This window comes from Microvirga zambiensis WSM3693 (genome assembly GCF_016735695.1).
GTDB classification, from domain to species: Bacteria; Pseudomonadota; Alphaproteobacteria; order Rhizobiales; family Beijerinckiaceae; genus Microvirga; species Microvirga zambiensis.
Genome location: NZ_JAERQD010000020.1, coordinates 71,359 through 97,452, shown reverse-complemented (window position 1 = coordinate 97,452; position 26,094 = coordinate 71,359). Strand labels below are relative to the sequence as shown.

23 protein-coding genes and 1 riboswitch are annotated in these 26,094 nt (G+C 64.0%); of the genes, 14 read left to right on the top strand and 9 right to left on the bottom strand.

All coding sequences use genetic code 11. The annotated features are described in order from the left end of the window. The 4 genes from JKL46_RS16715 to JKL46_RS16700 all read right to left on the bottom strand — a co-directional run bounded on the left by JKL46_RS16715 (window position 1) and on the right by JKL46_RS16700 (window position 2,881). Window positions 1–192, bottom strand: a complete 192-nt coding sequence (locus tag JKL46_RS16715) for a hypothetical protein (protein WP_201834853.1) — start codon at window positions 190–192, stop codon at window positions 1–3. Between the two features lie 138 nt (window positions 193–330). After that, on the bottom strand, window positions 331–1,104 hold the full coding sequence (locus JKL46_RS16710) for an ABC transporter permease (RefSeq protein WP_201834851.1): 774 nt from the start codon (window positions 1,102–1,104) through the stop codon (window positions 331–333). Then, the gene (locus JKL46_RS16705) at window positions 1,101–1,907 is read right to left on the bottom strand and encodes an ABC transporter ATP-binding protein (protein ID WP_201834849.1); all 807 of its coding nucleotides are present in this window, start codon (window positions 1,905–1,907) and stop codon (window positions 1,101–1,103) included. The genes JKL46_RS16710 and JKL46_RS16705 overlap by 4 nt, the downstream gene beginning before the upstream one ends. After that, window positions 1,907–2,881 carry an ABC transporter substrate-binding protein gene (locus JKL46_RS16700; protein ID WP_201834846.1) on the bottom strand — a complete coding sequence of 325 codons (975 nt, stop codon included), beginning with the start codon at window positions 2,879–2,881 and terminating at the stop codon, window positions 1,907–1,909. The genes JKL46_RS16705 and JKL46_RS16700 overlap by 1 nt, the downstream gene beginning before the upstream one ends. Before the next feature lie 210 nt (window positions 2,882–3,091). Here JKL46_RS16700 and JKL46_RS16695 point away from each other — a divergent pair, with 210 nt between their 5' ends. The 11 genes from JKL46_RS16695 to JKL46_RS16645 all read left to right on the top strand — a co-directional run bounded on the left by JKL46_RS16695 (window position 3,092) and on the right by JKL46_RS16645 (window position 15,466). Continuing rightward, complete coding sequence (locus JKL46_RS16695) at window positions 3,092–3,517, top strand: glycine zipper domain-containing protein (RefSeq protein ID WP_201834844.1); 426 nt, start codon at window positions 3,092–3,094, stop codon at window positions 3,515–3,517. After that, window positions 3,508–5,685 carry a hypothetical protein gene (locus JKL46_RS16690; protein ID WP_201834842.1) on the top strand — a complete coding sequence of 726 codons (2,178 nt, stop codon included), beginning with the start codon at window positions 3,508–3,510 and terminating at the stop codon, window positions 5,683–5,685. The genes JKL46_RS16695 and JKL46_RS16690 overlap by 10 nt, the downstream gene beginning before the upstream one ends. A 307-nt stretch (window positions 5,686–5,992) precedes the next feature. Then, the gene (gene minD, locus JKL46_RS16685) at window positions 5,993–6,802 is read left to right on the top strand and encodes a septum site-determining protein MinD (protein WP_201834839.1); all 810 of its coding nucleotides are present in this window, start codon (window positions 5,993–5,995) and stop codon (window positions 6,800–6,802) included. Further along, window positions 6,799–7,077: a cell division topological specificity factor MinE gene (gene minE / locus JKL46_RS16680; RefSeq protein WP_201834837.1), complete on the top strand. Its 279-nt coding sequence runs from the start codon at window positions 6,799–6,801 to the stop codon at window positions 7,075–7,077. The genes minD and minE overlap by 4 nt, the downstream gene beginning before the upstream one ends. A gap of 345 nt (window positions 7,078–7,422) precedes the next feature. Next, window positions 7,423–8,358, top strand: a complete 936-nt coding sequence (locus JKL46_RS16675) for a DUF5996 family protein (RefSeq protein WP_201834836.1) — start codon at window positions 7,423–7,425, stop codon at window positions 8,356–8,358. 181 nt (window positions 8,359–8,539) lie between these two features. Then, on the top strand, window positions 8,540–9,268 hold the full coding sequence (locus JKL46_RS16670) for a ComEA family DNA-binding protein (RefSeq protein WP_201834835.1): 729 nt from the start codon (window positions 8,540–8,542) through the stop codon (window positions 9,266–9,268). A gap of 71 nt (window positions 9,269–9,339) precedes the next feature. After that, a riboswitch (TPP riboswitch) is annotated at window positions 9,340–9,451 on the top strand. Further along, complete coding sequence (locus JKL46_RS16665; RefSeq protein ID WP_201834834.1) at window positions 9,442–10,050, top strand: YkoF family thiamine/hydroxymethylpyrimidine-binding protein; 609 nt, start codon at window positions 9,442–9,444, stop codon at window positions 10,048–10,050. Its footprint overlaps the riboswitch before it by 10 nt. A gap of 44 nt (window positions 10,051–10,094) precedes the next feature. Next, window positions 10,095–10,679, top strand: coding sequence for an ECF transporter S component (locus tag JKL46_RS16660; protein ID WP_201834833.1), 585 nt, complete (start codon window positions 10,095–10,097; stop codon window positions 10,677–10,679). Then, a complete protein-coding gene (locus JKL46_RS16655; RefSeq protein ID WP_201834832.1) occupies window positions 10,651–12,348 on the top strand; it encodes an ABC transporter ATP-binding protein in 1,698 nt (565 codons plus the stop codon). The genes JKL46_RS16660 and JKL46_RS16655 overlap by 29 nt, the downstream gene beginning before the upstream one ends. Next, window positions 12,342–13,082 carry an energy-coupling factor transporter transmembrane component T family protein gene (locus JKL46_RS16650; protein WP_201834831.1) on the top strand — a complete coding sequence of 247 codons (741 nt, stop codon included), beginning with the start codon at window positions 12,342–12,344 and terminating at the stop codon, window positions 13,080–13,082. The genes JKL46_RS16655 and JKL46_RS16650 overlap by 7 nt, the downstream gene beginning before the upstream one ends. A 176-nt stretch (window positions 13,083–13,258) precedes the next feature. Next, window positions 13,259–15,466 carry a calcium-binding protein gene (locus JKL46_RS16645; protein ID WP_201834829.1) on the top strand — a complete coding sequence of 736 codons (2,208 nt, stop codon included), beginning with the start codon at window positions 13,259–13,261 and terminating at the stop codon, window positions 15,464–15,466. 17 nt (window positions 15,467–15,483) lie between these two features. Here JKL46_RS16645 and JKL46_RS16640 read toward each other — a convergent pair whose 3' ends face one another. Beyond that, window positions 15,484–16,233, bottom strand: coding sequence for a sulfite exporter TauE/SafE family protein (locus JKL46_RS16640; protein WP_246529354.1), 750 nt, complete (start codon window positions 16,231–16,233; stop codon window positions 15,484–15,486). 185 nt (window positions 16,234–16,418) lie between these two features. Between JKL46_RS16640 and JKL46_RS16635 the strand changes: the two genes are divergently transcribed. After that, window positions 16,419–17,822, top strand: coding sequence for an adenylate/guanylate cyclase domain-containing protein (locus tag JKL46_RS16635; protein WP_201834825.1), 1,404 nt, complete (start codon window positions 16,419–16,421; stop codon window positions 17,820–17,822). 95 nt (window positions 17,823–17,917) lie between these two features. Beyond that, a complete protein-coding gene (gene pepT, locus JKL46_RS16630) occupies window positions 17,918–19,153 on the top strand; it encodes a peptidase T (RefSeq protein ID WP_201834823.1) in 1,236 nt (411 codons plus the stop codon). Between the two features lie 44 nt (window positions 19,154–19,197). Here the strand turns inward: pepT and JKL46_RS16625 are convergent, their stop codons facing one another. Next, window positions 19,198–20,094 (bottom strand): CAP domain-containing protein, encoded by an 897-nt coding sequence (locus JKL46_RS16625; protein ID WP_201834821.1) that lies wholly within the window; start codon window positions 20,092–20,094, stop codon window positions 19,198–19,200. 324 nt (window positions 20,095–20,418) lie between these two features. Here JKL46_RS16625 and JKL46_RS16620 point away from each other — a divergent pair, with 324 nt between their 5' ends. Continuing rightward, window positions 20,419–20,958, top strand: coding sequence for a hypothetical protein (locus tag JKL46_RS16620; RefSeq protein WP_201834819.1), 540 nt, complete (start codon window positions 20,419–20,421; stop codon window positions 20,956–20,958). A 6-nt stretch (window positions 20,959–20,964) separates the two neighbouring features. Here the strand turns inward: JKL46_RS16620 and JKL46_RS16615 are convergent, their stop codons facing one another. From JKL46_RS16615 to JKL46_RS16605, 3 genes are all read right to left on the bottom strand, one after another. After that, window positions 20,965–21,618 carry an EthD family reductase gene (locus JKL46_RS16615; RefSeq protein WP_201834817.1) on the bottom strand — a complete coding sequence of 218 codons (654 nt, stop codon included), beginning with the start codon at window positions 21,616–21,618 and terminating at the stop codon, window positions 20,965–20,967. A 66-nt stretch (window positions 21,619–21,684) separates the two neighbouring features. Then, a complete protein-coding gene (locus JKL46_RS16610) occupies window positions 21,685–23,976 on the bottom strand; it encodes an EAL domain-containing protein (protein ID WP_201834815.1) in 2,292 nt (763 codons plus the stop codon). 132 nt (window positions 23,977–24,108) lie between these two features. Next, window positions 24,109–26,070 carry a methyl-accepting chemotaxis protein gene (locus tag JKL46_RS16605; RefSeq protein WP_201834813.1) on the bottom strand — a complete coding sequence of 654 codons (1,962 nt, stop codon included), beginning with the start codon at window positions 26,068–26,070 and terminating at the stop codon, window positions 24,109–24,111. Window positions 26,071–26,094: the final 24 nt, after the last annotated feature.

The following is a 26,094-nucleotide window of genomic DNA, read 5'->3' as shown; positions in this document are numbered from 1 at the left end:
TTACGGGTGGTGCCGGCTCCTGGCGACATACCAGAAGGCGAGCACCGCCAAGGCTGAGAAGGCGGCGATCCACAAGAGGACCGCGCTGTCGTCGGCGCCTGTCGGGAGGCTTTGCGCAGGCGGAGTGCTTTGAGCCAGCGCGGTCGACACGGCGAGAGGCAGCGGGGCAAGACGGGCGATGATTCTGCGCATCTCAACCTCCATCACTTGCGATCGTAAGGCGCAGATTATCACGTAATCGTCTGCTTCGGCGCCTTTAATGAGCCTCTAACGCTCAACGATACGCGAGAATTGATCCCGAAAATGGATTCCACTTCTGAGTCAGATGCTTTAGGCCTCCTTCACGTTCGTTCCCCAGCGCCGGTGCAGGATGCGCTCCCAGGGCGAGAAGAGCAGGCGGTCGACGAGAAGGCCGATCACGACGATCACGATCATGATGCCGATCACCTGATCCATGGCGTTCAGCTCGCGCCCGTAATGCAGCAGGTGGCCAAGGCCGAAGCCGGTGAGGATCGTCACGTAGATCTCCGCCGCCATGAGCGAGCGCCAGGCGAAGGCCCAGCCCTGCTTCATGCCGCTGACCAGGAAGGGCAGCGATGCCGGCAGGATTACGCGCGTCCATTTGTGAAAGCCTTCCGAGCCCATGGTGCGTGCCGCGCGGGCATAGATCGGCGGAATGTTGCGCGCACCGTGGTCGGTGGCGATGATCACCGACCACACCGTGCCCATGATGACGACGAAGAGCATCGCGCCCTCGGTCTGGCCGAACCAGATCAGCGCGAGGGGCACCCAGCACACGCTCGGCAGGGTCTGGAAGCCGAGTGCCAGCGCGCCGATCGTGTCCTCGAACACCTGCGACGTGCTGGTCAAAAGGCCGAGCGGAAGGCCGATGATGACGCCGGCGATATAGCCGATCAGCAGCCGCTTGAGGGTGACCCAGGTCGACTCGATCAGCGTGCCGTCGAGCAAAGCGGCCCAGATATATTCCGCAACGAAGATGGGGGAGGGCAGCAGCACCACGGACCAGCGGCCGCTGCGCACCGCGAGTTCCCACAGGGTGATCAATACGGCGAAGAAGAAGAGGGCGACGGCGATGCGCTTCATTCGGAAACCGCCTTCCTCATATTGCCCTTCAGCGCCGCGGCGATCTGCGACGCATAGCCGGCAAGCTCCGGGCTGTTGATGTCGCGCGGGCGGGAGAGGGGAATGTCGAAGATCTGCGCGATGCGCCCCGGCGAGGGCGACATCAGCACGACGCGATCGCCGAGGCACACGGCCTCGCGCACGTTATGCGTGACGAAGACGATGGTCTTGCGGCTCTCCATCCAGATCTGCTGGATGTCGTCGTAGAGCTGATCGCGGGTGAGCGCATCGAGCGCGGCGAAGGGCTCGTCCATCAGCAGAACCTGCGGATCCGGTGCGAGCGCACGCGCCAGCGCGACGCGCTGCTTCATGCCGCCGGAGAGCTCATGCACATAGGCATGCTTGAACTTTGCCAGCCCCACGAGCTTGAGGAAATGGTTGGCGATCTCCTTGCGCTCGGCATTCCTCAGGTCCGGCCGCAACCTGAGCCCGAACATCACGTTGCCGAAGGCATCGAGCCACGGAAACAGCGCCGATTCCTGGAACATGACGAGCCGCTCCCGTCCGGGTCTCTCCACGAGCTTGCCGTCGGTGAGCACCCGGCCGGAATCCGGCATGGTCAGGCCTGCCATGATGTCGAGGAGGGTGGATTTCCCGCACCCGCTCGGCCCTAGAAGACAGACGAATTCGCCCTCTTCGATGGCGAGGGACACGTTGTCGAGAGCATGGACCTGCGTCCGCGAGGGGGTGAACCATTTGGACACCCCATCGACGAGGAGCTTGGCGGAGGCATCGGCGACGAAATCGGGACGCGCTGCCTCCATCAAGGCGCCTCGATCAAATTGGACAGGTCCGGCGTATCGCGCAAAAAGCCGACCTGCTGCGCGCTGGTCACGAAAGATTGAAAAGCCTCCCGCGTCGTATCAGGCGTGATGACCATGCGGCTCCAGGCGCGCGCCACCAGTTCCGGCGACATGTCGAGGCGGAAGGCGGCCTGCAGCTCGTCGCGGGCGAGCTTCTGCGCTTCGTCCGGGTTCTTCCGGATCCACTCCGTCAGCTCGCGATGGGCGGCGACGAAACGCTTGGCGAGGTCCCGGTTCTTGGCGAGGAAACCGGCGCTGGACACCAGGATCGTCGTGATCGCCTCCTTCTCCTCGACCAGGATCTTGCCGCCGGATTCCGATTCAAGGCGCGAGACCCATGGCTCCACGGTCCAGACCGCATCGAGCTGCTTGCTCTGGAACAGGGAGAGCTGGTCTGGATTGCTGGTCGGCACCACCTGCGCATCGCCGCCGGTCTGGGTGATCCGCAACCCGCCGGCCACGAGCCAGGCTCTTGCCGCCACATCCTGCGTGTTGCCGAATTGCGGCGTGGCGATGCGCTTGCCCCTGAAATCGGCCGGCTTCGACAGGGTTGAATCGCCCTGGACCACCAAAGCAGAGCCGCCGTTCACCGCACCGGCGACGACGCGCACCTCCGCGCCGCGCGAGCGCGCATAGGCATTGAGCGCGGGATTGGGGCCGACATAGGTGAGGTCGAGCGAATTGGCGAAGATCGCTTCCATGGCGCTCGGACCGGCATTGTAGGCGTACCATTCGATCTTTACGCCCGGTCCGAGCCGTTCCCCGAACCAGCTGCGCCCCTGCCGCTCGAAGCCGCGCGCGACGAGAGCCTGCACATGGGTGATGTTGGGAAAATGCCCGACCCGAACGGTCGTGCCTTGCTGGGCAAGAGCCGGAGCGTGAGCGCCGACGAGCGACAATGTCGCCAGGATAAGAAGCCGCCATCCGTGCCGCATAGGAGGACCTCCATGACCTGAATCAAGGCTAGGGGGAGCTGTCGTAAGGTCAATGGAGGGGCGCGTTGGGAGGCTGGGTGTCTGGTTTATGCAAATCGGCACGGCGGGTTTGCAGAGAAAATGATACAACCTCGGGTTTTCCCTATTGTGTCAACTTCGTGGCGGGATGTAGGATTTTCATCAGGACATAAGAAACTAATAGGGGCCACAATGCATAAAGTCATAACCGCGTTTGTCGTCGTACTCTCTCTCGTCCTCGGCACGGCTGCTCCCGTTCAGGCCCAGCAAAACCCGTTCGGAGCCCTCCTGGGCGGCGCCGGCGGGGCTGCTGTCGGAGCTGCGGTCGGGAGGGGTAACGCCGGAGGAATCGTTGCTGGAGCTCTCGTCGGCGCAGTGCTCGGCCATATCCTGCCCAACATGGACGCCCAATCGAAGGCACAGCGCCAGCAGGCGGTGAGCACGGCCGTTCGCAAGCCCGCCGGCTCGACCACGAGCTGGAAGAGCAAGGAGGCCACGGGGTCGATCAAGGTCGCCAAGGTCGACAAGATGCCCGACGGCAAGACCTGCCGCACGATCCAGGAGACAATCACCTTCCAGGGCAAGCCCTCAACCGAGGAACGGACCGAATGCGCCTGAGCCTTCCGCGCCTTCTGGCGACGGCTGCTCTTGTCGGAGGAAGCCTCGCAGGCTTCCTTTCGACATCGGTCGCGCAGGAATTCTCCCTCGACGGCTTCCGCACCTGCGCGCGCGCCGACAACGGCAACCATTACTGTAAAACCTCGGCCTCGGCGAATTGGCAGCGGGTTCCGGTCGAGTTCTACAACCGCTTCAAGCAGGCCGAGGCGGAGGCCGCAGCTGGAGGTGCTTCGGGACAAACCAAGGAGATGCAGGAGATCGCGGATTTCCTGAACGATATCTCGCAATACCTGAAAGACAGGGCCGTTGCCGGCGGCAGCCCGGCCAATCTCGCGGACATCGCCAAAAGCGCCGTCGCGACGAAGGCTGCGGTCGACACGCAGAATCTGAAAAGCGCTCGCGAAGGCAAGAAGCGTCTCGAGGCGTTCTTCAAGAACGATGCGAACTTCGGCGTCTTCATGAAGAGCCTCGCCGACGAGCGGCAACAAGCCCTCGACCGCCGGATTTCGGAGGCGGCGCTCGAGGCGGGCAAGAATGTCACTTTCATCGAATCCTATGTCGCCGGCAACATCCTGTCGCCGCATACGGCCGATCTCACCAAATTCGGCGAGCAGTTCGCGAAGGCGCTCAAGGAGCGCAACCTGAATGCTCTCAACCGCGCGAACACCGAATTCTCGCGCCTCGTCGCCGCAAACAACCTGACGGATGATTATCGGTCGGCGATGCTGGCCTGGACCGAGAAGAATACGCCGAAGACATCCGAGGATCCGCAGACGGCTCTGGCCCGCCAGCTCGGGATCACCGAGCGCACGCGCTTCCTCATCGACGGCGATAACGAGGAGCTGATCTTTCTCTACAACAATGCGTCGGGACGCATCGTCAAGAGTCTGAAGGGAGACCTCGTCTTCAAGGACAGGAACCCGACGATCTGTTTCGCGCAGGATCGCAATGTCGAGCGGATCAAGGATCTGGAGCGCCTGACCATGGCGCAGATCCAAAGGCAGGAGCTGGATGTCCAGGGCGTGAGGATCGCGCAGGCCGCCTGTCCGATCGACGGCATGGAAGGCTACGACGTCATCGTGTTCCAGCGCATCGGACTGCTGTCGCAGGCGCCGGGCTATGTCTCGTCCCTGGTCCGCAAGGTCGAAACCACCTTCGGCCGCCTCGCATCGATTCCCGGCCCCGAGGTCGTCAGGGCACTGCAGGATGAGGTCCTGAGTTCTGCGGCCCTCGAGGCGCAGATCCTCAACGGCAAGAGTTCCGGCTTCGGTATCGTCTTCAACAATCCGAGCCAGGGCCGCATCTGCCAGACCGTCGCCGACGATCCCGAGGCCCATCGGATCGCCGTCCTGCAGAAGACCGGCACAGTGTTCAACGTGTCGACGGACGACATCAGCTTCACCAGGACATCGCTCGACGATGCCTTCGCGGACTTCCAGACCCGGAAGTGCAATGCGATCTATGCCTCGGCGACGGACCTGGCCGAGATCGTCAAGGCCATGAAGCGCGAGCGTCTCGATTATGTCGTGGCGCCAATGTGGGTGGATTCCCTGGAGGTGAAGGCGGTTCTCCAGGCCGAGGCCTCCCAGATGGCCAATGTCATGGCGAAGGAGGAGGAGGCCCGCAAGGCGCTGCAGCAGGAAGCCGCCATCATGAAGCAGCGTGCCCTGGACGAGGCGGCCAAGCGCGAAAACATCGAGCGCGACCTGCAGTCCCGCAACCGCTCCTTCGCACGTGCGGCGCAGGATCAGGTCTCCGGCATCGTCGATGCCTTCATCGCAGAAGTGAAGGCGAGCGGCGACAAGCGCGGCGACGGCGTATTCGGAAAGGCGGCCGAACTCTTCCCGAATCTCGTGCGCGAGTACAAGCAACTGACGCGCGACCGCTGGGAGCTCGAGACAAAGTCCTATTCCGTTGCCGATTTCGGTGATGCGGATTGGAACAGGCGCAAGGTGGAGGCCGTCATCGTCCGGGCCGAGTTCGTGCTGCAGAACCGGCCTCTCGGACGGCGCGATGAGATCTGCTTCCTGCTCGGGGCTGTCATCGATGCGGAGTTCTCCTATCTGCGGGACGCGGTCACCTTCCGGTGTGATACTTCCGAAGCGGAGGTGAAGCGGTGGCAGATCGGATCCAGGTTCAGTTCCCGCTGGAGGGCTGCCGCCCAATAGGATTTGCCCTGACGCAACGAAAAGACGCTATCCAGCGTCCATTTCCATTTGAGGGATATTGTCCTAATTCGCCGCGAATGGCACAAGAATGCGCGAAAAACCTTTGTTTTCCGCCGAAAAATCGATCTCCGGCGCCATTTATTAACTCGCCGGTAACCATATCGAGCGCCGAATGAGCCTTATCCCGTAGCGTAGCAGACCGCGACAGCCCTTGGGGCCCTCCGCATTCCAGCCTGGATTGCGGCCCCTGGAGCCATTCGTCGGCAATGCCGTCGCAACGAAAATTTTTAGGGTGAGGAGACCAGGAATGGCGAAAGTTCTTGTCGTGACGTCGGGCAAAGGGGGCGTCGGAAAGACGACCTCGACGGCGGCCCTGGGCGCGGCGCTCGCGCAGACAGGCAAAAAGGTGGCCGTGGTCGATTTTGACGTCGGCCTGCGCAATCTCGATCTGATCATGGGCGCCGAGCGCCGCGTGGTGTTCGATCTCATCAACGTCGTGAAGGGCGACGCGAAGCTCGAGCAGGCGCTGATCCGCGACAAGCGCGTCGAGACCCTGCACCTGCTCCCCGCCTCGCAGACCCGCGACAAGGACAACCTCACGGAGGAGGGCGTCGAGCGCGTCATCAACAGCCTGCGCGAGAGGTTCGACTGGGTGATCTGCGACAGCCCGGCGGGCATCGAGCGCGGCGCCACCCTCGCCATGCGCCATGCGGATGTCGCCGTCGTCGTCACGAACCCGGAAGTCTCCTCCATCCGCGATTCCGACCGCATCATCGGCCTGCTCGATTCCAAGACCGAGAAGGCGGAGAAGGGCGAGCAGGTTGAAAAGCATCTCCTGCTCACGCGCTACGACAATGCGCGCGCGCAGCGCGGCGAGATCCTGAAGGTGGAGGACGTGCTCGACATTCTCTCCATCCCGCTTCTCGCCATCATCCCGGAAAGCACCGAGGTGCTGCGCTCCTCCAATCTCGGCGCTCCGGTGACGCTCGGCAGCCCGAATTCGGCGCCGGCCCGCGCCTATCTCGACGCCGTGCGCAAGCTGACGGGCGAGACCGTGGTCGAGGTGCAGAAGCAGCGCAGCCTGTTCAGCAAATTATTCGCACGGAGGGCCGCATGAGCCTTTTCAGCTTCTTCAAACGCAACACCTCCGCGCCCGTCGCCCGCGAGCGTCTTCAGGTCCTGCTCGCCCACGAGCGCACCATCGTCGGCGGCGGCGAATCCGATCTCGTCGCGATCCTGCGCGAGGAGATCATGGCGGTGATCGCAAAACACATGTCGGTGCCGCAGGACAACGTGCAGATCAAGATGGACCGCGGCGCCTCCGTGTCGACGCTCGAAGTCGACATCGAGATCCCGACCACCATCGCCGCCAGCATGCGTCCTGCTGCTTGAGCTGATGCGGTAGGCTCCAGGGTATTACCTTTCTCGGATCTCGGGTGTTCCCGGGATCCGTATTTGCTGCCGCAGGCATCACCTCTCCCCGGGTCTCGGGTGTTCCCGAGATCCGTTTCCCATTCAAGTCGGGAACACCCGACTTGAATGGGGCGAGGTCGAGCGCAGCGAGGGTGAGGGGGCACAGGTTTATCCGGAGAGGGCGCAACCCCTCACCCGCGCCTCCGGCGCGACCTCTCCCTCAAGGAGAGGTGAAGACGCGCATCCTTCGGCGCGGTTTCCCCCGCACGAAGACGCTCTAGTTTATCCGGGCGATCCTGATCCCGCATTACAGGGAGACGCCCGATGAACGATGCCGCCTGGCCCGAGCTGCCCTATTCCGAATGGCGCGACACCGCCGCGACCCTGCAATTGTGGACGCAGATCGTCGGCAAGGTCAGGCTCTCGCTCTCGCCCTGGCTCAATCACGGCTGGCAGGTGCCGCTCTATGTCACCGCGCGCGGCCTGAGCACGTCGCCGATCCCGATCGGCAACGAGATCCTTGAGATCGAGTTCGACTTCATCGCGCATCGCCTGCTCATGCGCACGAGCCGCGGCGATGAGCGGGATCTCAAGCTGCAGCCGCAGAGCGTCGCGGATTTCTATGCCGGCGTCATCGGCCTTCTGAACGATCTTCGCATCCCGGTCTCGATCAACGAGATGCCGAACGAGGTGCCGGATCCGATTCCCTTCCCGCAGGACCGGACGCACGCTTCCTACGACGCTGATGCGGTCCAGCGCTTCTGGCGCGCGCTCGTGCAGGCGGATCGTGTGTTCAAGCAGTTTCGCAGCGGCTTTCTGGGCAAGTCGTCGCCGGTGCATTTCTTCTGGGGCAGCTTCGATCTCGCCGTCACGCGCTTTTCCGGACGGCCTGCACCGCTGCATCCCGGCGGCGTGCCCGGACTGCCGGACGACGTGACGCGCGAGGCCTATTCGCACGAGGTGTCGAGCGCGGGCTTCTGGCCGGGCAGCGACGCGTTTCCGAACGCCGCCTTCTACTCCTATGCCTATCCCGCGCCGCCGGGCTTTAGCGATGCCACCGTGACAAAAGGCGCAACGTTCGACACCACTCTGGGCGAGTTCATCCTGCCCTACAAGACTGTGCGCAAGGCAGACGATCCCGATGCGCTGCTGCTCGATTTCCTCGTCACCACTTATGCGGCTGCGGCCGATGCGGGCAAGTGGGACCGGCCCGCACTCGAATGCGAAATCGGTGCGCCGGCGCGGGTGCGGAGCGTTTGAGTATCTCACTTACGTAAGGTGATGATATTGCGCGGCACGTTGCGCCCGCTATAACGGGCCGTCGTCGAAATTTTCGCCGACGCACAGCGAACGGCAAACTTTGCCACGTCTGCGCCACATCCACTGTCTAGCCCTATACAGACGTTCCGCGTTCAGCGTCAGAACAACGTGAGAGGGGCCCATGCAGGTAGGCAATCTTTCCCGCACCCAAGTGCCTTGCGAAAGGCGCGACAACGCCGCTCTCCAAACCATGCGCCTTCTCCTGGTCGGGGGCCTCATCGCCGGCGGATCGCTGGCCCTGGGGCTCACCGGCGGCGCAGGCTCCCTAACGGAAGGATTGGTGGCCGCAGCCCCGCCGACCCCGGCATCCGGTGAGGTCGGAACGCTTGCCTCAGCAGTTCAAACGGCTCCCGTCCGGGTGGCCGACGCGCGTCCCTCCGCACCTGTCGCCGTCTCTATGGTTCAGCCCGATGCCGCGCCGCGGCCCATGGCGGAGCCGAAGGACGCGGCCCGCGCGCCGGCCGAGCCTCCAAGCGTTCCCGCTCCCGTTCCGCTCGTCCTCCCTCAAGCCCCCGTCGTTCTGAAGCCGGTCGAGGCGGCCGTCGCCAAAGTCCCTGTGCCGGCACGCACCAATGACATGAACCTGACGGGCACCGTGGCCGCGCCTGCAAAAGCCGCCGTACCCGTGAAGGTCGCGTCTGCCGTGGCGTCCGCCGGCGCGTCCGATGCCGGCCTCGTCGATCTCAACAAGGGCTCGCTCGAAGATCTGAATACGCTTGACGGGGCCGGATCGCTCGGCAAGGCCATCATCCGGGGCCGTCCCTATGCCTCCGTCGACGATCTGGTGAAGAAGCGCGTGCTGCGCCGCACGTCCTTCGAGAAGATCAAGGATCAGGTCACGGTTCGGTAAGCACGAGAGGCGAACTTCCATCACAGATGCGTGCCGCTTGCCATGCAGCGGCGAAGGGTGCTAAGCAAAGTCACTTCCAACAGGGGTGCTCCGTATTGCCGGGGCTGAGATGACGGCGCGAAGCCGTCGGACCCTCAAGCTGATCTGGGTAATGCCAGCGGAGCGAGGTGACGATGTTTTCCGGCGCACAAGTCTCTCTCTATGCGATGACCGACGATTTCGTCGACGTCATCCTCGGCGCCATCAGCGCGCTCGAGCCTTATCGCCAAAACTTCCGGATCGAGACCGACGATATCTCGACGCTGCTGGTCGGCCCGCCCGATCAGCTCTTTCCCGCCATGCGCGATCTGTTTCTCGGCGCCTCGAAACGCGGCGTTCATTGCGTGCTGGCGGCAACGGTCTCGCGCGGATGCCCAGGCGAGCCGGACGATCCGATCTGCACGCCGATCGCCGGCTCGAACCATGACCGGCCGCTCGCCGAGCGCATCGCGGCCGCCGTGCAGCTTGTGGAAGCTGCGCCGAAGAGCGGGCAGATCGTGGCCGCGCAGTTCTCGCTCTATCCGCTCGGCAGCGGACACCACATGGACGAGATCTACGGCTGCATCGAGTTCCTGAAAAAGTCCGGCGTCTTCGAGCGCTCGAAGAACTTCTGCACCAAGCTGCGCGGCGATGCCGGCCCGGTCTTCGCGACCTTGAGCGAAGCCTTCCTGCGCTTCGGCGCACCGCAGGGCCATGTGGCACTCGATCTCAAGGTCTCGGCGAACAGCCCGAGCAAAGCGTAATTTCTCTTAACCTGCATTTCTCACCCCTACATGAGGAGGTTGCCATGCCCGTAACACGAGGCTGGACGTTGAGGGAGATCCTGATCGTCACCGTGATCGGCGCGGTCTTCGCCGTGCTCTATCTCGGCTGGGTGCAGGTGTGGCTGATCGCGCAGGCCGTGTTTGGCTCCGTGACGATGGATGTGGTGATGGGCTTCTGGTTCGTCGCCTCCATCGTCGCCGCCGCCATCATCCGCAAGCCCGGTGCGGCCTTCGCGGCCGAAGTGCTCGCAGCCGCCTTGCAGGTGCTGCTCGGCAGCCCTGCCGGCCTCTTGCTGATCGTCACCGGCATCGTCCAGGGCGCAGGCGCGGAGGCCGTCTTCGCGGCAACGCGCTGGCGCAACTATTCGCTGCCGGTGCTGATGGCGGCAGGCGTGGGAGCCGCGATCTTCTCCTTCGCCTATACCTGGATCCGGTTCGATTACGGCGCGCTGCAGCCGACGGTGCTGATCGCCATGTTCGTGCTGCGGACTTTAAGCGGTGCGCTGCTCGGCGGATGGCTCGGCCATCTCATCGTGCAGGCGCTGTACAAAACCGGCGCGTTGAGCGGACTTGCGATCGATGTCGAGAAGCGCTCTGCTGCAGCCTGAACCGGCTCCGGTTCCGGCGGCGGAGTGGAATGCGGTCGAGATCCGCTATCCCTTCGCCAAAGAGGCTTCCGTAGGTCCCCTCGATCTAGCGATCCGTCCCGGCGAGCGCGTGCTTCTGCTCGGTCCTTCGGGCTCGGGAAAGTCCACGCTGCTGCTGACGCTGACGGGCCTCATTCCCGACAGCATTCCGGCGCAGGTGCAGGGGCGCATCAGCCTGTTCGGCAAGGATGTGGGGACACGAAAGCCCTGGGGCTGGTCGCCGCAGGTGGCGCAATATTTCCAGGACGCGGATCAGACGCTCTGCGGCATGCGCGTCGAGGACGAGCTCGCCTTCGCGCTCGAGAACCGCGCCTGGCCGCCACAACGCATTCTCGACGCCGTCTCCGATGTCATGCGTCGCGTCGGCATTCCCGATGAATGGCGCCACCGCCGTTCCGCGCAGCTCTCGGGCGGCGAAAGGCAGCTCGTCGCGCTCGCGGCAACCCTGATCCAGGAAGCGCCGCTCTTCGTTGCCGACGAGCCGACCGCGCATCTGGCGCCGCAGGCGGCACGACGCCTGCATTCGCTGCTCACGACGCGCGATGGTGCCTGCAGCATTCTCATCGTCGATCATCGGCTCGATGGGCTGATCGAATCCATCGACCGCATGATCGTGCTCGGCCGTGACGGCACGATTGTCGCGGAGGGCGAGCCGCGCAGGATTTTTCGCGACAAGCGCGCGCTTCTCAAAGCGCAGGGCATCTGGCGTCCCGCTGCGAGCGCACTCGATGCCGCTTTGGCTGAAGCCGGCATCGCTTCGCGCGCTGCGCCGCTTTCCGTCACGGAGGCGCTCGCGCATCTCGATCCCGCGACCGCTCCGCGCCTGCTGATCGATGCCGCCAGACCCATCGTCGAGACTTACGTCGCTTCATGCCGGTCGCAGGACGACGTGGCTGCGATCTGCAACGCTCCCGTTCTCGTTCACCTGGAGCGCGCCGATTGCGCACCGTTTCTCGGCCCGACGGTGCTGCGCGGCATCGATCTTGCCGTCCATAAGGGCGAGATCCTCGGCGTTCTGGGCAGAAACGGTGCCGGCAAGTCCACGCTTGGCCTCTGCCTCGCAGGCCTCCTGCCGCTGAAGGCGGGGAAGCGGCACGGACCGGCGGGCGGCTACGCCTTCCAGCGGCCGGAGAACCAGCTCGTCGCGGGCACCGTGCGCGAGGAACTGGCAACGGCATTGCCCGATCGTATGAGCGCGGGCGAGAAGGCCGCGCATGTTGCGACGGCGCTCGAATCCTGGAGCCTGACGGCGCTCGCGAAGAACCACCCGTTCGAGCTCTCGCAGGGCCAGAAGCGCAGGCTCGCGCTCGCCTCGCTCACCATCGCCGATCGCTGGCCGCTTCTCGTGCTCGACGAGCCGATGGCCGGGCTCGATGCGCATGGCGCGGAGCATCTTTCGCGGGAAATTCTTGCGCTGCGCGACAAGGGACGCACCGTCGCGCTGATCACGCACGACATGGATCTCGCGCTCAAACTCTGCCCGCGTTCCGTCGTGGTGGGGGAGGGCGGCATCCTCGCTGAGGGGCCGACCGCAGTACTGATGAACGACCGAGCGCTTCTCGCCCGCGCCGGATTGGCAGAGCCCTCCTGCGGCGATGCGATGCGATGGCTGGAGACGGCCGCATGCTGAAGGCTCTCAATCCGCTGTCGAAGCTCGTCGTCTGCTGCGTCTGGCTTGTCGCCGCGGTGCTGATCTTCGATCCGCGCTTTCAGCTGGCCGCAATCCTCGTGCCGGCTCTTGCGCTCGTCACAATCAACCGCACGTCGCCGCTCGTCCTTCTCGCGCTGATGATCCCCTTCGCGCTCTTCGGCTTCGGCTTTCTCACCACGAGCCTGCTGTTTCGCCAGGAAAGCGACTTTGCGCTTCGGATGGCGAATGAATCCGTGCTCACGTCGCCGGAATTCTCGGCAGGGATCACCCTTTTCCTGCGCGCGCTCGCCTGCGGCACGATCTCGCTGTTCTTCGCGCTCACCACCGATCCCGGCCTGTTCGTGCGCGCCCTGATGCGGCATGCCAGGCTGCCCCCGCGCATCGGCTACTCGCTTTTCGCAGGCATGCAGCTCGTGCCTGATCTCGCGGCGGAGGCGCAGCAGATGCGCCTCGCCCGCGCTATGAAATCCGGTCGCCGCGTCAGGCGCATTCCGAGCCCCTTCGAAGTGGCAGGCCTCGTCATTCCACTTCTCGCCTACGCCATCCGCCGCGCCGGCCGCACGGCGATCGCCATGGAAGCGCGGGGCCTTGGGCCAGACGGCCCACGCACGATCCTGAACGCACCCGGATTCGCACGACGCGACGGCGCTTTCGTTGTCGCCGCGCTTGCCATTCTGATCATATGCGGTTTGGCGACAATCATGTCTGTCTGAGCGCGGCGGCAGCTGTCGCTCGAGCATGTCGATATTCGCAGCAGGTGATTTCAGAACGAATTTCGCGAAGAAATGCTTTGAATTTCAAAGCATTAATCTCAGATGGCGCACGAATTTTCCATTCATTGCTTTTGCCTCCGATGATATTGCTTGCGTGATTTCATCGTGAGGACAACATGGCTATTGCTCGTGCCGACGCAATTCAGGGCCCATCATCCAGATTGCTGCAAGCAGCGTCCGACAGTGATTGGCTTCAAGTCGGCGGCGATGGCAACGACACGCTCACGGGAGGCGTCGGCGATGACATTCTCGTCGGAGGCAACGGCAACGACACCCTGTCGGGCGGCGCGGGCACCAATGTCATCGATGGCGGCACCGGGGATGATCTGATCGATTCCGCGGGCGAGACGATCATTCTCGGCGGTGGAGGGTCCAATCGGTATCGCGTGAGCGATTTTAGCGCGGCGGTCGATGCGCCGGATATCTTCCGCGATTTCCAGGTCGGTTATGGCGGAGACATTCTCGACCTCTCCTGGGCCATCGCGGCTGTCGACCCACGCAACGAGACGCCCTATCCATGGACGCTGGATCCCGTCCATCCCTTCGAGAGCGGCCTGATCCGGGTGATCGCCTCGGGCAAGGGCGCGCTTGTGCAGGTCGATCTCTCCTGGATCGGCAAAGGCCAAGGATACGGCACGATGCTGTTTATCGAGAACGTTTCGCCGGAGCAGCTCACCGCGTTCAACTTCAATCCGCCGCTCGATCCGTTCGGGCGCAACCAAGGCGCCATCGGCACGAACGGCGACGACGTGATGAAGGGATCGCTCGAAGGCGATGTGCTGTCGGGTCTCCGCGGTGACGACGAGATCGCAGGCGGTGAGGGTGAGGATCGGATCGACGGCGGGGACGGCAATGACACCCTGTTCGGCGGGGAGCATGCCGACACCATTTTTGGCGGCGACGGTGACGACCACATCTATGGCGATCCTGCCTTCTGGGGCGGCGATCGCTGGTCGCCTCCGCCCAAGCCCGGCGGAGCGGACTTCATCGACGGCGGCGCCGGCAACGACAATTTCTACGAATGGCGGGCCGATGGCGGCCCGAACACCATCATCGGCGGTGCCGGCGACGATACGTTCCATTACGTGTCGAGCATGCCGGAATGGGGCGGCTACGAATTCTGGCCGATCGAGGGCAGCGATCTCCTCACCGGCGGCGAGGGCCGCGACACGTACAGGATCGGCATGCTCGGCGATTCACCGGCCGACATCGTCACGGATTTCGAAGGCGGGCCGTCCGGCGATGTGATCGATGTCTCCGAAATGCTCATCGGCTTGCCGGGCTACGTCGTCGGCACCTCTCCCTTCGTGAGCGGCCATCTCGTGTTGGAGCAATCCGACACGAGCACTGTCCTGAAGGCGCTGACCTACACCTATTCCGGTCTCGAGCTTCGCACCGTACTCACTCTCCAGAACACGAATGCAGGGGATCTGACACCCGATAACTTCGTGCCGCCCTACGACCCGAGCGGCGTATTCGGCGCGGTCATCGGCACGGCCGCTGCCGACAGCCTTGCGGGCACGCGATATCCGGAGTTTCTCGACGGGCTCGACGGCGACGACATCATCAAGGCGCATGGCGGCGACGATCGCCTGGAAGGCGGCGCGGGAAACGACCGTCTCAGCGGCGGCGACGGAAACGACAGGATCTACGGCGAGGATGGAGACGACCGCCTCCAGGGCGACAACGGCAACGATACGCTGGAAGGCGGCGCCGGCGACGATCTCATCATGGAGGTCGAAGGCCACCATGCCGCCGGGCCGAACGACGAGATGATCTGGGGTGGCTCCGGCAACGACACGATCCATGCCGGCGCCGGCAACGATTATGCCGATGGCGGCCATGGCGATGATCACATTTTCGGCGGAACGGGTGACGACACGCTCTTCGACATCGCCGGCGCGAACAGGATCGATGGCGGGTCGGGCAACGACACGATCCTGATGGTCTCCTACAACTGGTTCGATCCCAGCTATCCGGATTCCTCGCAGAGGCCCGGCGTCGACGAGATCAGCGGCGGTCCCGGCGCAGACCGGTTCTCGGTCTATTTCCTGGCGTCCCGGCCCTTGGTGGTCGATCGCATTCTGGATTTCGAGACCGGACCAGGAGGCGACGTGATCGATCTCTCGTCGATGATGCAGGCCCTGCCGGGTTATGTGGCGGGAAGCGATCCCTTCATCGCGGGCCTGCTGCGCCTGACGGCGAGCGGAGACGATACTTTGCTGGAGGCCCGGCTTTCATCGGCAGGCTTCTCGTCCATCCTCGTGCTGGAGAACACCTCGCCGGAACGCATCACGCCGGCGAATATCGATTGGCTGTTGTGAACGACCGATCCTGCCCCTCATAGAAACGGCCTCAAGGCGAGCTCGATCCCGAGCAGCAGGAGGCAGATCAGGAACCAGCGCCGGAAGGTGACGGGGCTCACGCGATGGCGCAGGGCCTGCCCGAGCCACATGCCGAGGAGGGCAGGGGCGATGGCAAGCGCCGACAGGGCGAGGCCGTCGAGCTGCAACGCGCCGCGCGATCCGAGCCCGATCGCGAGCGCCATCGTGGAGACCGTGAAGGACAGGCCGAGGGCCTGGATCAGGTCGTCCTTGCGCAGCCCGAGCGCCTGAAGGTAGGGCACGGCCGGGATGACGAAGACGCCCGTTCCCCCTGTGACGAGGCCGGTCGCCAGGCCGATGGCCGGGGAGAGCCATGGCTCCAGCCGGGCCGGAACGGAGAGCTGCCGGGAAAGCAGGGTGAAGCCCGCATAGGCGATCAGGGCGGCTCCGAGAGCCACCGTCGTCCATCGGATCTGCCCGTGAGCCAGAATGGAGGAACCTGCCACCGTCCCGACGACGATGCCGGCCATCATGGGCCAGAGCCGCCGGATCAGCGCGGCAAAGCTCGGACCGGAGAGGAGCTGCCAGACATTGGTCACGAAGGAGGGCACGATCAGCAGCGCGGCTGCCGCGACCGGCGACATGATCGCCCCCAGCAGCCCCATGGCCACCGTCGGCAGGCCCATGCCGGTCACGCCCTTGACGAGGCCTGCCAGGAGAAAGGTTGCGGTGACGGAGAGCAGAGACCACCAGGAGAGATCGGACATGCCGCATTTGTCCATGGGGGTGGAGGGGACACAATGCGGATGTCCGATAGGGAGCCTTCGGCTCGGGAGAAGGCACAGGGCGGTGCTCGGCATCTGCCCGATGGGGCGGGGCCTAGCGGCATGGGCGGGGCCATGCTCTAATCCGCCGGCGGCCTGCCCGACGAACGAGGAGCCGGTAGATCATCATGCGGCCAGAGCTGCGGAGATTTGTGACGTCCCACGAGGCGGAGCCTTTCATCAGCGTTCCCAACCGGGCCCTGGAGGGCGACCTGATCGAGGCCCTGATGCGGCGCCATGCGGTCGCGGCGGAGCGGCTGATCGGCTGGCTGCGGGTGGCGATCGGCGTCTGCATCATTCTCACGGTTCTCGTTGCCGACCGGCTGCTACTCGAATGGACGGGCGTGGCGCTCGACATGTTCCAGCGCAATGCCTGGATCGCATCCCTGGGCTTTCTGGCGACCGGCACCGCCAGCATCCTGCTCGCCGTGCCGCAGCGCTGGCATCATGGCTTCGCCTATCTGTTCATGGTGCTGGATGTCGGGCTCGTCCTCGTCATCGCCTATCTCGCCGTCGAGGAGCGGGGACTGCCCGGCAATGCGCTCCCGTCCGCGCCGATCGTCTGGGCGGCGCCGCTGATCCTCGCGGTCGGCGCCCTGCGCTACGACGTCAAGGTTCAGCTCTGCGCCATCGCGCTGTTTGCGCTCGGCTTCATTGGCATCGCCATTGCCCTCGACCATCGTCTCGTCCTCACACCCGGCGCCGATGAGGTGCCGTGGTACCGGCTGTTCTCGATGCCGGTCAACCTGATGCGTTTCCTGCTGATCCTCCTCGCGGGCGCCGCAACGGCCTTCGGCATCGTCCGCTCGCGGCGGCTGCTGGCCTCGGCGGTCAAGGATGCGGTCGGCCGCGCCAGCCTCGCTCGCTTCCTGCCGGCGGAGATCGCGCCGCGGGTGGCTGCGGGCGACGCCGCCCTGCGCCGTGGCCGGCGCCAGCGGGCGGTGATCGTCTTCGTCGACATCCGCGACTCAACCGGCATGGCCGAGGGCATGGATCCGGAGCGGCTGTCCCTGTTCTTCACCGCTTTCAGGACGCGGATCCTCACCTGCGTGCGCAGGCATCACGGCTTCGTCGACAAGTTCATCGGCGACGGCGCGCTGATCCTGTTCGGTGTGCCGGACGAGAGCGGCGACGACGCGGCCCGCGCGCTCGCCTTTGCGCATGACCTCGTCGGCATCGTCGAGGAGTGGAATGCCACGCGAGAGCTGCCCCATACGGTGCGGATCGGAATCGGGATCCATGCGGGCGAGGTATTCTGCGGCATCGTCGGCGACGACGAGCGGATGGAGTTCACGGTGCTGGGCGACGCCGTCAACGTCGCCTCGCGCCTGGAGCAGGCCACGAAACGCTACGGCGAGATGATCCTGGCATCGGGGACGGCCGTTCAGGGCTCCTCCGATCCGGCGGCCTGGCGGGAGATCGGCCATGAGCCCCTGGCCGGGCGCAAGGAACCCATCGCGATCTTCGCCCCGGCGCGCCCGCCGCAGCCGGCGACCGATGACGCCGCGGCTGCGCCTCCCGGCCAGCCCTGACCGTCCCGGCCGGAAGCAGGGAATTTCCGTGTCCCCATTCACGTGAGGCCCTTAGCCCGCTAAAAGGGGGTCCCTTCGCAGTTTGGATCCCCCCTATGGCCGTCAGCGTTACCGACCGTTTCCTCCGCTACGTCGTCATCGACACCCAGTCCGACGCCAAGTCCCAGACCCAGCCCTCGACCGAGAAGCAGAAGAATCTCGGCCGCCTGCTGGTCGAAGAGCTTATCGAGATCGGCATCTCCGACGCGCATCTCGACGAGCACGGCTATGTCTATGCGACGATCCCGTCGAACACGCACAAGAACAACGTGCCCGTCATCTGCATCTGCGCCCATATGGACACGGCGCCGGACTTTTCCGGCACGGGCGTCAAGCCGCAGCTCGTCCGTAATTATCGCGGCGACGACATCGTGCTGCCGGGCGACAGAAGTCAGGTCATCCGCGTCGCCGATCATCCGGTACTGAACGACCTGATCGGCCACGACATCGTCACCTCGGACGGCACGACGCTGCTCGGCGCGGACGACAAGGCAGGCATCGCCGAGATCATGGCGGCGGCCGAGTTCCTGATCAACAACCCGGACGTCAAGCACGGCACGATCCGCATCCTCTTCACCACCGACGAGGAGATCGGGCGCGGAGTCGACAAGGTCGATCTGAAGAAGCTCGGCGCCGATTTCGGTTATACGATGGACGGAGAGACCGCCGGCACGATCGAGGATGAGAGCTTCTCCGCCGATGCGGTGGAGATCGCCATCAGGGGCGTGGCGATCCATCCCGGCTTCGCCTACGGCAAGATGGAGAACGCCATCAGGATCGCCGGCGACATCGTCGCGAAGCTGCCGAAGGACATGGCGCCCGAGACCACGAAGGGCCGCGACGGCTTCATCCATCCGACCGGCATGTCCGGCGTGATGGAGAAGGCGAATTTGAGCTTCATCATCCGCGATTTCACGGGGGAAGGCCTCAAGACGAAGGAGGCGCTTCTGGAGGAGATCACGCGCGGCGTGATGAAGGCCTATCCCGGCTCCAGCTACACCTTCACCGTGAAGGAGCAGTATCGCAACATGAAGGTCGTGCTCGACCGTAAGCCGGAGATCGTCGATTACGCGGTCGAAGCGATCCGCCGTGCCGGCATGACGCCCGTGCGCGGCAGCATCCGCGGCGGCACGGACGGCTCGCGCCTGTCCTTCATGGGACTGCCTTGCGCCAACATCTTCGCCGGCGGCCATGCCTTCCACTCGCCGCTGGAATTCGTCAGCAGCCAGGACATGGAAAAGGCGGTGAACACCATCGTCGAGTTGGCGAAGCTCTGGGAAGAGCGCGCGTAATCGCGTTCGAAAAGGCCCCCAGATGAACTGGGGGCCCTTATTTATCAGAGCACGAAGTCGGCGTTCGTGAAGGTGTAGTTGCCCACAACCTTGACGGCGAAGTCGGCAGCGCCGTCCCCGTTCGTGTCGCCGGAGACATAGGTGTTGCCATCGGCGAGACGATAGGTGTGCAGTTCGCCCGCCACCTTGTGGAAGCGATCGGAGCCGATGAAGGAGAAAGCCTGGTTCCCGGACGTGCGCGTGTTGGCGTCGATGCCCGACAGGTTGATCTTGTCGGTGCCGTGGACGAAGTCGCTGACCGTGTCGCCGTTGGCTTCCGACGCGGTGTCGAACAGGAACGTGTCGGCGCCGGATTGGCCCCATAGCGTGTCCCGGCCGCCATTGCCGTTGAGCGTGTCGTTGCCGGACGTGCCGTAGAGCGTGTTGTTGGCGCCGTCGCCGAGGATGGTCTGCCCCGTGGGCGTGGTCGGTGTCGTCGGGGGAGTGGTGCCGGCGTCGTTCGGCTCGGCCCGCTCGGCTGCGTTCGGCGTGCCGAAGTTCTGCGTCACGAACACGACCTTGTAGCCGTTGATCGTGCCTTCCTTCAGACCGATTCCGATCTCCTCGAACGAGCCGTTGACGATGTTGGCGTAATGGCCCGGCGAGTTCATCAGATTGGTGTGCAGCTGGCGCACCGTCGCTTCGGTCATGCCTCCGCTCACATAGGCGATGTTCTCGCCCCAGCCCTGCCAGCCGTAGCCGGCCGACGTCATGCGGGCGCCGGCGCTGGAGCCGTTCACGCCGGTATGCGAGAAGGTGTCGGTCTGATCCATCCAGGCGCTGTGCGCGTCCGAGGAATCGAGAAGCTCGCCGTCGAAGCTGAGCGGCTTGACGCCGGCATTGGTGCGAGCCTCGTTGATGAGCTGCAGAAAGAGCGTCTCTAAATTTGTCGGTGTCGTCATTTCTGAAAAATGCCCCTTGGATAAATATGTTAGGCTTACATTCCGAAGCGATGAAAATTGCATGCCGCTGAATGCGCCTTCGCGCATGGCCCGTTAATGTGTTGACAATGTGATTCCGACGCGGCCGAAGGTTGCGCTGCGCGTCGATGCTGGCATTGCGTCGCAACGCAAATGACAGCTTCGATCGCATTTTTAAGACATGGTTAACCGTAATAGCGTGAAGTAGGACTTGCCGAATGCAGTGATTTGGATCCTGCGCTAGGGTGATGGCGTTCCCAGAACAATCCATTCATTTCGCACGATATCGCGCGGGCACGATCGATTATGCTTCGCTTCCTCATTCTCCTCGCCCTGATTGCCATCTTCGTCCACCTGTACGGCCCGGTGCTGTTCAGCCGAACGCCGCTGCTGAGCAAGCTGAAACGCATTCCGATTCAGACGGCCGTCTTCGCCATTCTGGCACTCACGACGATCAACGGATTTCGTGGCGAGCCGCAGGTCTCCGACGCGCCGGACGCCGCCGCGACGCCGGTAGCTGACGTCGAGACCACGGCGGCCATCGCGCCGCCGGTTGCGCTCGAGCCCCTGCTGCCGAAGGAAGCCGCAGCCGTCTGCCTCGAACAGGCGCTCAACGAGGCTCGCGCCACGGAGGACGTCGTCGCACAGACATGGCTTTCATCGGTCGAAGGCTTCCTGGAGACGGCGCCTGGAGAAGTGACGGTTCAATTCGCAGTCGGTCCGCGGGCAGGGCCGCCGAAGGGGCCGCAATGCCGGTCCGAGGCGCGGCTGACCTGTTCCGTGTCCGGACGCGATGTCAGGCCCGTCACGCCCGTGCACATGACAGGCGCGCAGATCGCCTGCTGAACGCTCTCAGGCGCTTTTCAGGATCACTTCGTCGGCCTGGAAGGCACCGACGATTCCGACTCCCGCACTGTCCGTCAGGACGCGCTGAGCGACCGCGCTGGTTTCTCCTTCGGGGAGCCAGATCTCCAGAACCGCATCGATGATCTGGCTGCCGGATGACACCGTCGAATCCACGGAGAAATTCCGGTCGATCACGGGGTTGATGCGGATCGCGGTACATTCCGACGACGAGGCGAGCGCCGCAAAGAGCGCTTCGACGGCAGCCTCTATTTCAGCCTCCGATCCGGCCAGCAGGTAAATCAACTTCATGGGAAGCCGATTGTCGGCGCCGTGCCGTCGCGTTTCTCCTTCCTGCTGGATCAGCAGCGTAACCTCGCTGAGGAATCCGCGGATGTCCTCGATGCAGGCCTGCTGCTCAGGTGAATTCATGGCGACGCGCATGGCCTCGACATCGTCGAACCAGAGCTGCGAGAGGCCGTCGACCCGGTGCAGCCTGTCGCCATGCGGAGCGTCCAGCCGCGCGGCGATATGGTTCTGCCGATAGGCCCGCATGGCCTCGACGCGCAAAGCCAGCGGCCCGTGCACATGACGCCAGTGTTCCGAGAACGCGGCAAAGTCGATATTGTCGCGGTTGCGGATGAGACCGCTGCGAATGATCATCGTTCACGTCCCTTGCATCGAAGGCATTCCACCTGCGTGGAATCGGCTGCGTCCAGCCTAACAGAATCAGGCGACGGCGCGCGCCGGAATCTGTTCGTCGCGATTGGCCTGCTGGGCCGGTTGGGTCTGCTCGATGAACGCGGCGATCGCTTCGCGGGGCATCGGTTTGGCGATGAGATAGCCCTGTGCCTGCGATGCGCCGGCCATGCGCAGGGCATTGAGCTGCTCTTCCGTCTCGACGCCCTCGGCCGTGGTGCTCATCTTCAGATCGTTCGCAAGGCCGATCGTTGCCTTGATGATTGCGCGGCTGTCCGGCGAATCCATGCCACGCACGAAGGACTGATCGATCTTGATCTTGTCGAAGGGAAAGCTCCTGAGATAGCTCATGGAGGCGTAGCCGGTGCCGAAATCGTCGAGTGAAATCGAGACGCCGAGCCCCTTGAGCCGCTTGAGCGTCGAGGTCGCCTCCTCGGTGAGCTTGACGGATTCCGTGATCTCCAGAACCAGGCGATGGGCCGGCAGGCCCGAGACGGTCAGGGCCTTCTTGACGCTGGCGAAGACGTCCCGGCACTTGAACTGCACGGGCGAGAGATTGATCGCAACCTTCAGCGGATGTGCCCAGGTCATTGCGGTCGAGCATGCATCCTGCAGGATCCAGTCGCCCATTGGGCCGATGAGACCGGACTCCTCCGCGGTCGGAATGAACTGCAGCGGAGAGATCATTCCCTTCGCCGGATGCTTCCACCGCACCAGCGCCTCGCAGCCCCACATCCGATTGGTGGCGATGTCGAGAATCGGCTGGTAGAAGAGCTCGAATTCTCTATTGTCGAGACCGGTCTTCAGAGCTCCCTCGAGCGCGCGTCGTTCGGCGCGTGAATCCTTGATGTCGGCATCGAAGAGCCGGTGACTGCTGTCGGGATCGGACTTCGCTGCATAAAGGGCGATATCGGCCGACTTCATGAGCTCGGTCGGGGTCTTGCCGTCGGAGGAGGCGAGGGCGACGCCCGCGGAAAGGCCGACGTCGAACTCGGTGTTGCCGGCGGTGACGGGAACCTTCATGGCGGCCTGAACCGCTGCGATCAGATCCAAGACCTGCGGCCGGCCCCTGATCGGCCGTTGAATGATCGCGAACTCGTCGCCACCGACGCGGGCGATGAAGTCGCTTTTTCTGATCCGGTCGCGCAGGCGCCGCGCCACGTTCTGGACGATCTGGTCTCCGATCCCGTGCCCGTGATTGTCGTTGATGTCCTTGAACCGGTCGATATCGATCAGATGCAGCGCGAAATCCCTGCCGACCCGCTGAGAGACGGCGAATGTGCGCGTGAGCTCCTCGAGAAAAAGCTGCCGGTTCGGGAGTCTGGTCAGCATGTCGTGCCGCGACAGGTAGCTCTCGCTGGCGGCCCGGAGAATGCCGGTTCTCACATGGCGCAGGCCGAGCAGGCTGGCCGCTTCGACGGCGATGTCCATGAGATAGGCGAAGAAGCGCACAAGGCGTGCCTCGAAGCGCTGCCCGGCCATGAGCTCCGCGACGGGCCGGCTGACCGCGATGCCGCCGGGATAATTGGCGAGAGGGTGGAGCGCGACCAGCCGCTCCTTCAGGTCGATCCAGCTGACGTCGCGAATGAGCGTCGCGCTGTTCTTCGCGATCATCCGCTGCAGAGGGGTGTTGGGTCTCCAGATCCGGCGTCCGAGCGCCCGCTCGGATTTCGGCCGGTGAACGAGGATGGTGCCGTCGCGCCGATAGAGGGTGATCGCGAGGAGGCGGGTCTTGAGATGCTCCTCGAAGATCTTCTCGAAATAGCCGAGATCGATGGTGGAAACGATGATGCCGAGGAAATTCCCGTCGGCGTCCGTGATCTTCCGGGCGAGCGAGAGAACCCTCTTGCCCGTCGCCGGGATCCGCCGCGGTTCGCTGAGATACAAAAGCAGCGACGCGTCGGTCGAGAGGGCCCGGTAGTAGGAGGTGTCGGTCAGGTAGATCGCGTCGGCCATCGGATGCGGGTTCGAGGTGCCGACGATCCGGCCGCGGGCATTGACGAGATCGATGCGGACGATCTGCGACAGGCAATGGGCCGCACCGACGAGGACCGCCTTCGTCGCCTGGGAGGCTGCAAATCCGTCGAACTCGTTCGCCTTCAGGCAGTTCTGCGGAATTCTGCCGATCACATCGCGTAAGACGTTCTCGATGGACTGGAAGACGCCGTCGGTCCGTTCCTGGAGGGATAGGGCGAGATTGGCGAGCTCGCCCTCGGCCTTCGCGAGGTCGTCGTTGGTCCCGCGCACGAGCAGCAGGGCCGCACCGATGATCCCGGCAGCCGCGACGGAGATGCTCAGAGCGATGATCAGATAAGCAGGCACGGCGAATCCCGGTTCGGCGTCTTCACGACGATCTCCGCCAGAATTCGCCAGCAGTTGTCGTTATTTGGTTAAACCTGATCGGAAAAGAGTCTCCGCGGATGCGTCGGTTCGAGCGAAGGTGAGTTCAAGCGGCTAATATCGGACGTATCTGACACCGAGCTCCTGCTCGCTCCGCCGCACGACCTGGCAGGTTCGCTCGGTGCCTTCACCGTCGATCCTGAGCACGAAGCGGTTCGGAACGCCGGCCGTCGCGACGGCGATCTTGGCACCGCTCTCGGAGATGTTCAGAACCATGCATGCGATGTCCTGCGCGCTCGAGGCGGTTCCAAGCTGGATGGTCGCTGCACGGCTGACCCTGGTTCGTTCGTTCGAGCGCCGCTCCTCGACGCCGACGACCCATTCGTCCAGGCTGCGGGCAATCCCGGCGACGCCCTGCGCCGCGATCTTGATGTTTCTCGACACGTCGGTCGTCACGAGGCTCTGCTGATGCATAGTCCCGGCGGTCTCGACGATGAAGCGTCTGACATCCGCGACCGCCGTGCTGATCGAGGCGAGGGCCTGCTCGACGTCGCCGGACACGGCCTGCATGGAGAGGATTTCTCCGGAGATGCGCGCGGTCGCCTGGGCCGCCTGATTGGCCAGGTTCTTCACCTCGCTCGCCACCACCGCGAAGCCGCGTCCGGCTTCGCCGGCCCGCGCCGCCTCGATCGTGGCATTGAGTGCGAGGAGATTGATCTTCTCGGCGATCACGGTGATCGCCTGCACGACGCCATCCATCGCCAGGGCCGCATCGCGGAGTTTGGCCGTGGAGGCGTCGGCTCCCTGCGTTCTGGCATGGATCTCATCGACGGCGCTGCGCGATTCCTGCATCCGGTCGGAAATCGCGCTCGCCGTAATGTTCATGTCGTTGGCAGCCATCGCGACGGCGCGGACATTGCCCAGGGTCTGCTCGGCGAGCTGGATCGCCTCGCCGCGAACGGCCATGCTCTTTGTGATGTCGGTCGCGAACTTGACGATCTTGAAGGGCCGGCCGTCCGTATCGAGAACCGGATTGTAGTTGCCCTGGATCCAGATTTCGCGTCCGCCATTCCCGACCCGCTGATACACGGCGGCTGAATAGCGGCCTGCGCGCAGGCCGTCCCAGAACGCCGCGTATTCGGCGCTTGCCGCGTATGCACTTGGAACGAACATCCGATGGTGCTGTCCGCGGATCTGCTCAAGGCTGTATCCCATCGTGTCGAGGAAGTTCTGGTTCGCATCCAGAATCCTCCCGTCCATGTCGAAATGGATGACCGCCTGTGATCGGCCGACGGCTGCGACCTGCGCTGCAGTCTCGGCGGCTTTCAGCTTTTCTGCCGTGATGTCGGAGGCGTATTTGACAACCTTGAAAGGCCGCCCGCTGTCGTCGAAGATCGGGTTGTAGCTCGCCTGCAGCCAGATCTCCCGGCCGTCCTTCGCGATCCGCTTGAACTCGCCGGAAAGATATTCGCCGCGATTGAGATTCTGCCAGAACGCTTCGTATTCCGGGCTGTGGCCGTAATCGCCGAGCACGAACATGCGGTGATGCCGGCCAAGCACGGCCTCGCGTTCGTAGCCCATCGTCTTCAGGAAAAGCTCGTTCGCGTCGATGATCGTTCCATCGAGCGCGAGATGGATCACGGCCTGCGACCGGTTGATCGCCGCGATCTGACCGGCGAAATCGGCCTGCTGAAGTTTTTGGGCCGTAATGTCGGTGGCGAACTTGACGATCTGGGTGACGTCGCCGCTCCGGTTGAGGATCGGGACATAGCTCGCCTTGAGCCAGACCTCCTTCTTGTCCTTTCCGAGGCGACGAAACTCGGCGGATTGGCTATGGCCTTTGCGCAGGTCCTGCCAGAATTTGCGGTATTGCGGCGCCTCGGCTTCCGTCGGTTCGACGAAGAGGCGGTGATGGCGCCCACGGATCTGACTGATGCTGTAGCCGACCAGGGACAGGAAGTTGTCATTGGCCTCGAGGATGTTGCCGTCGACGTCGAAGGCGATCGTGGCGAAGGTGGCATCCAATGCCTGAATCTTGGCGGCGGCGGAGTTGGACGGGAGCAATCCGAGAAGCATGGGTGTCACCTGAAGGCAGGACTT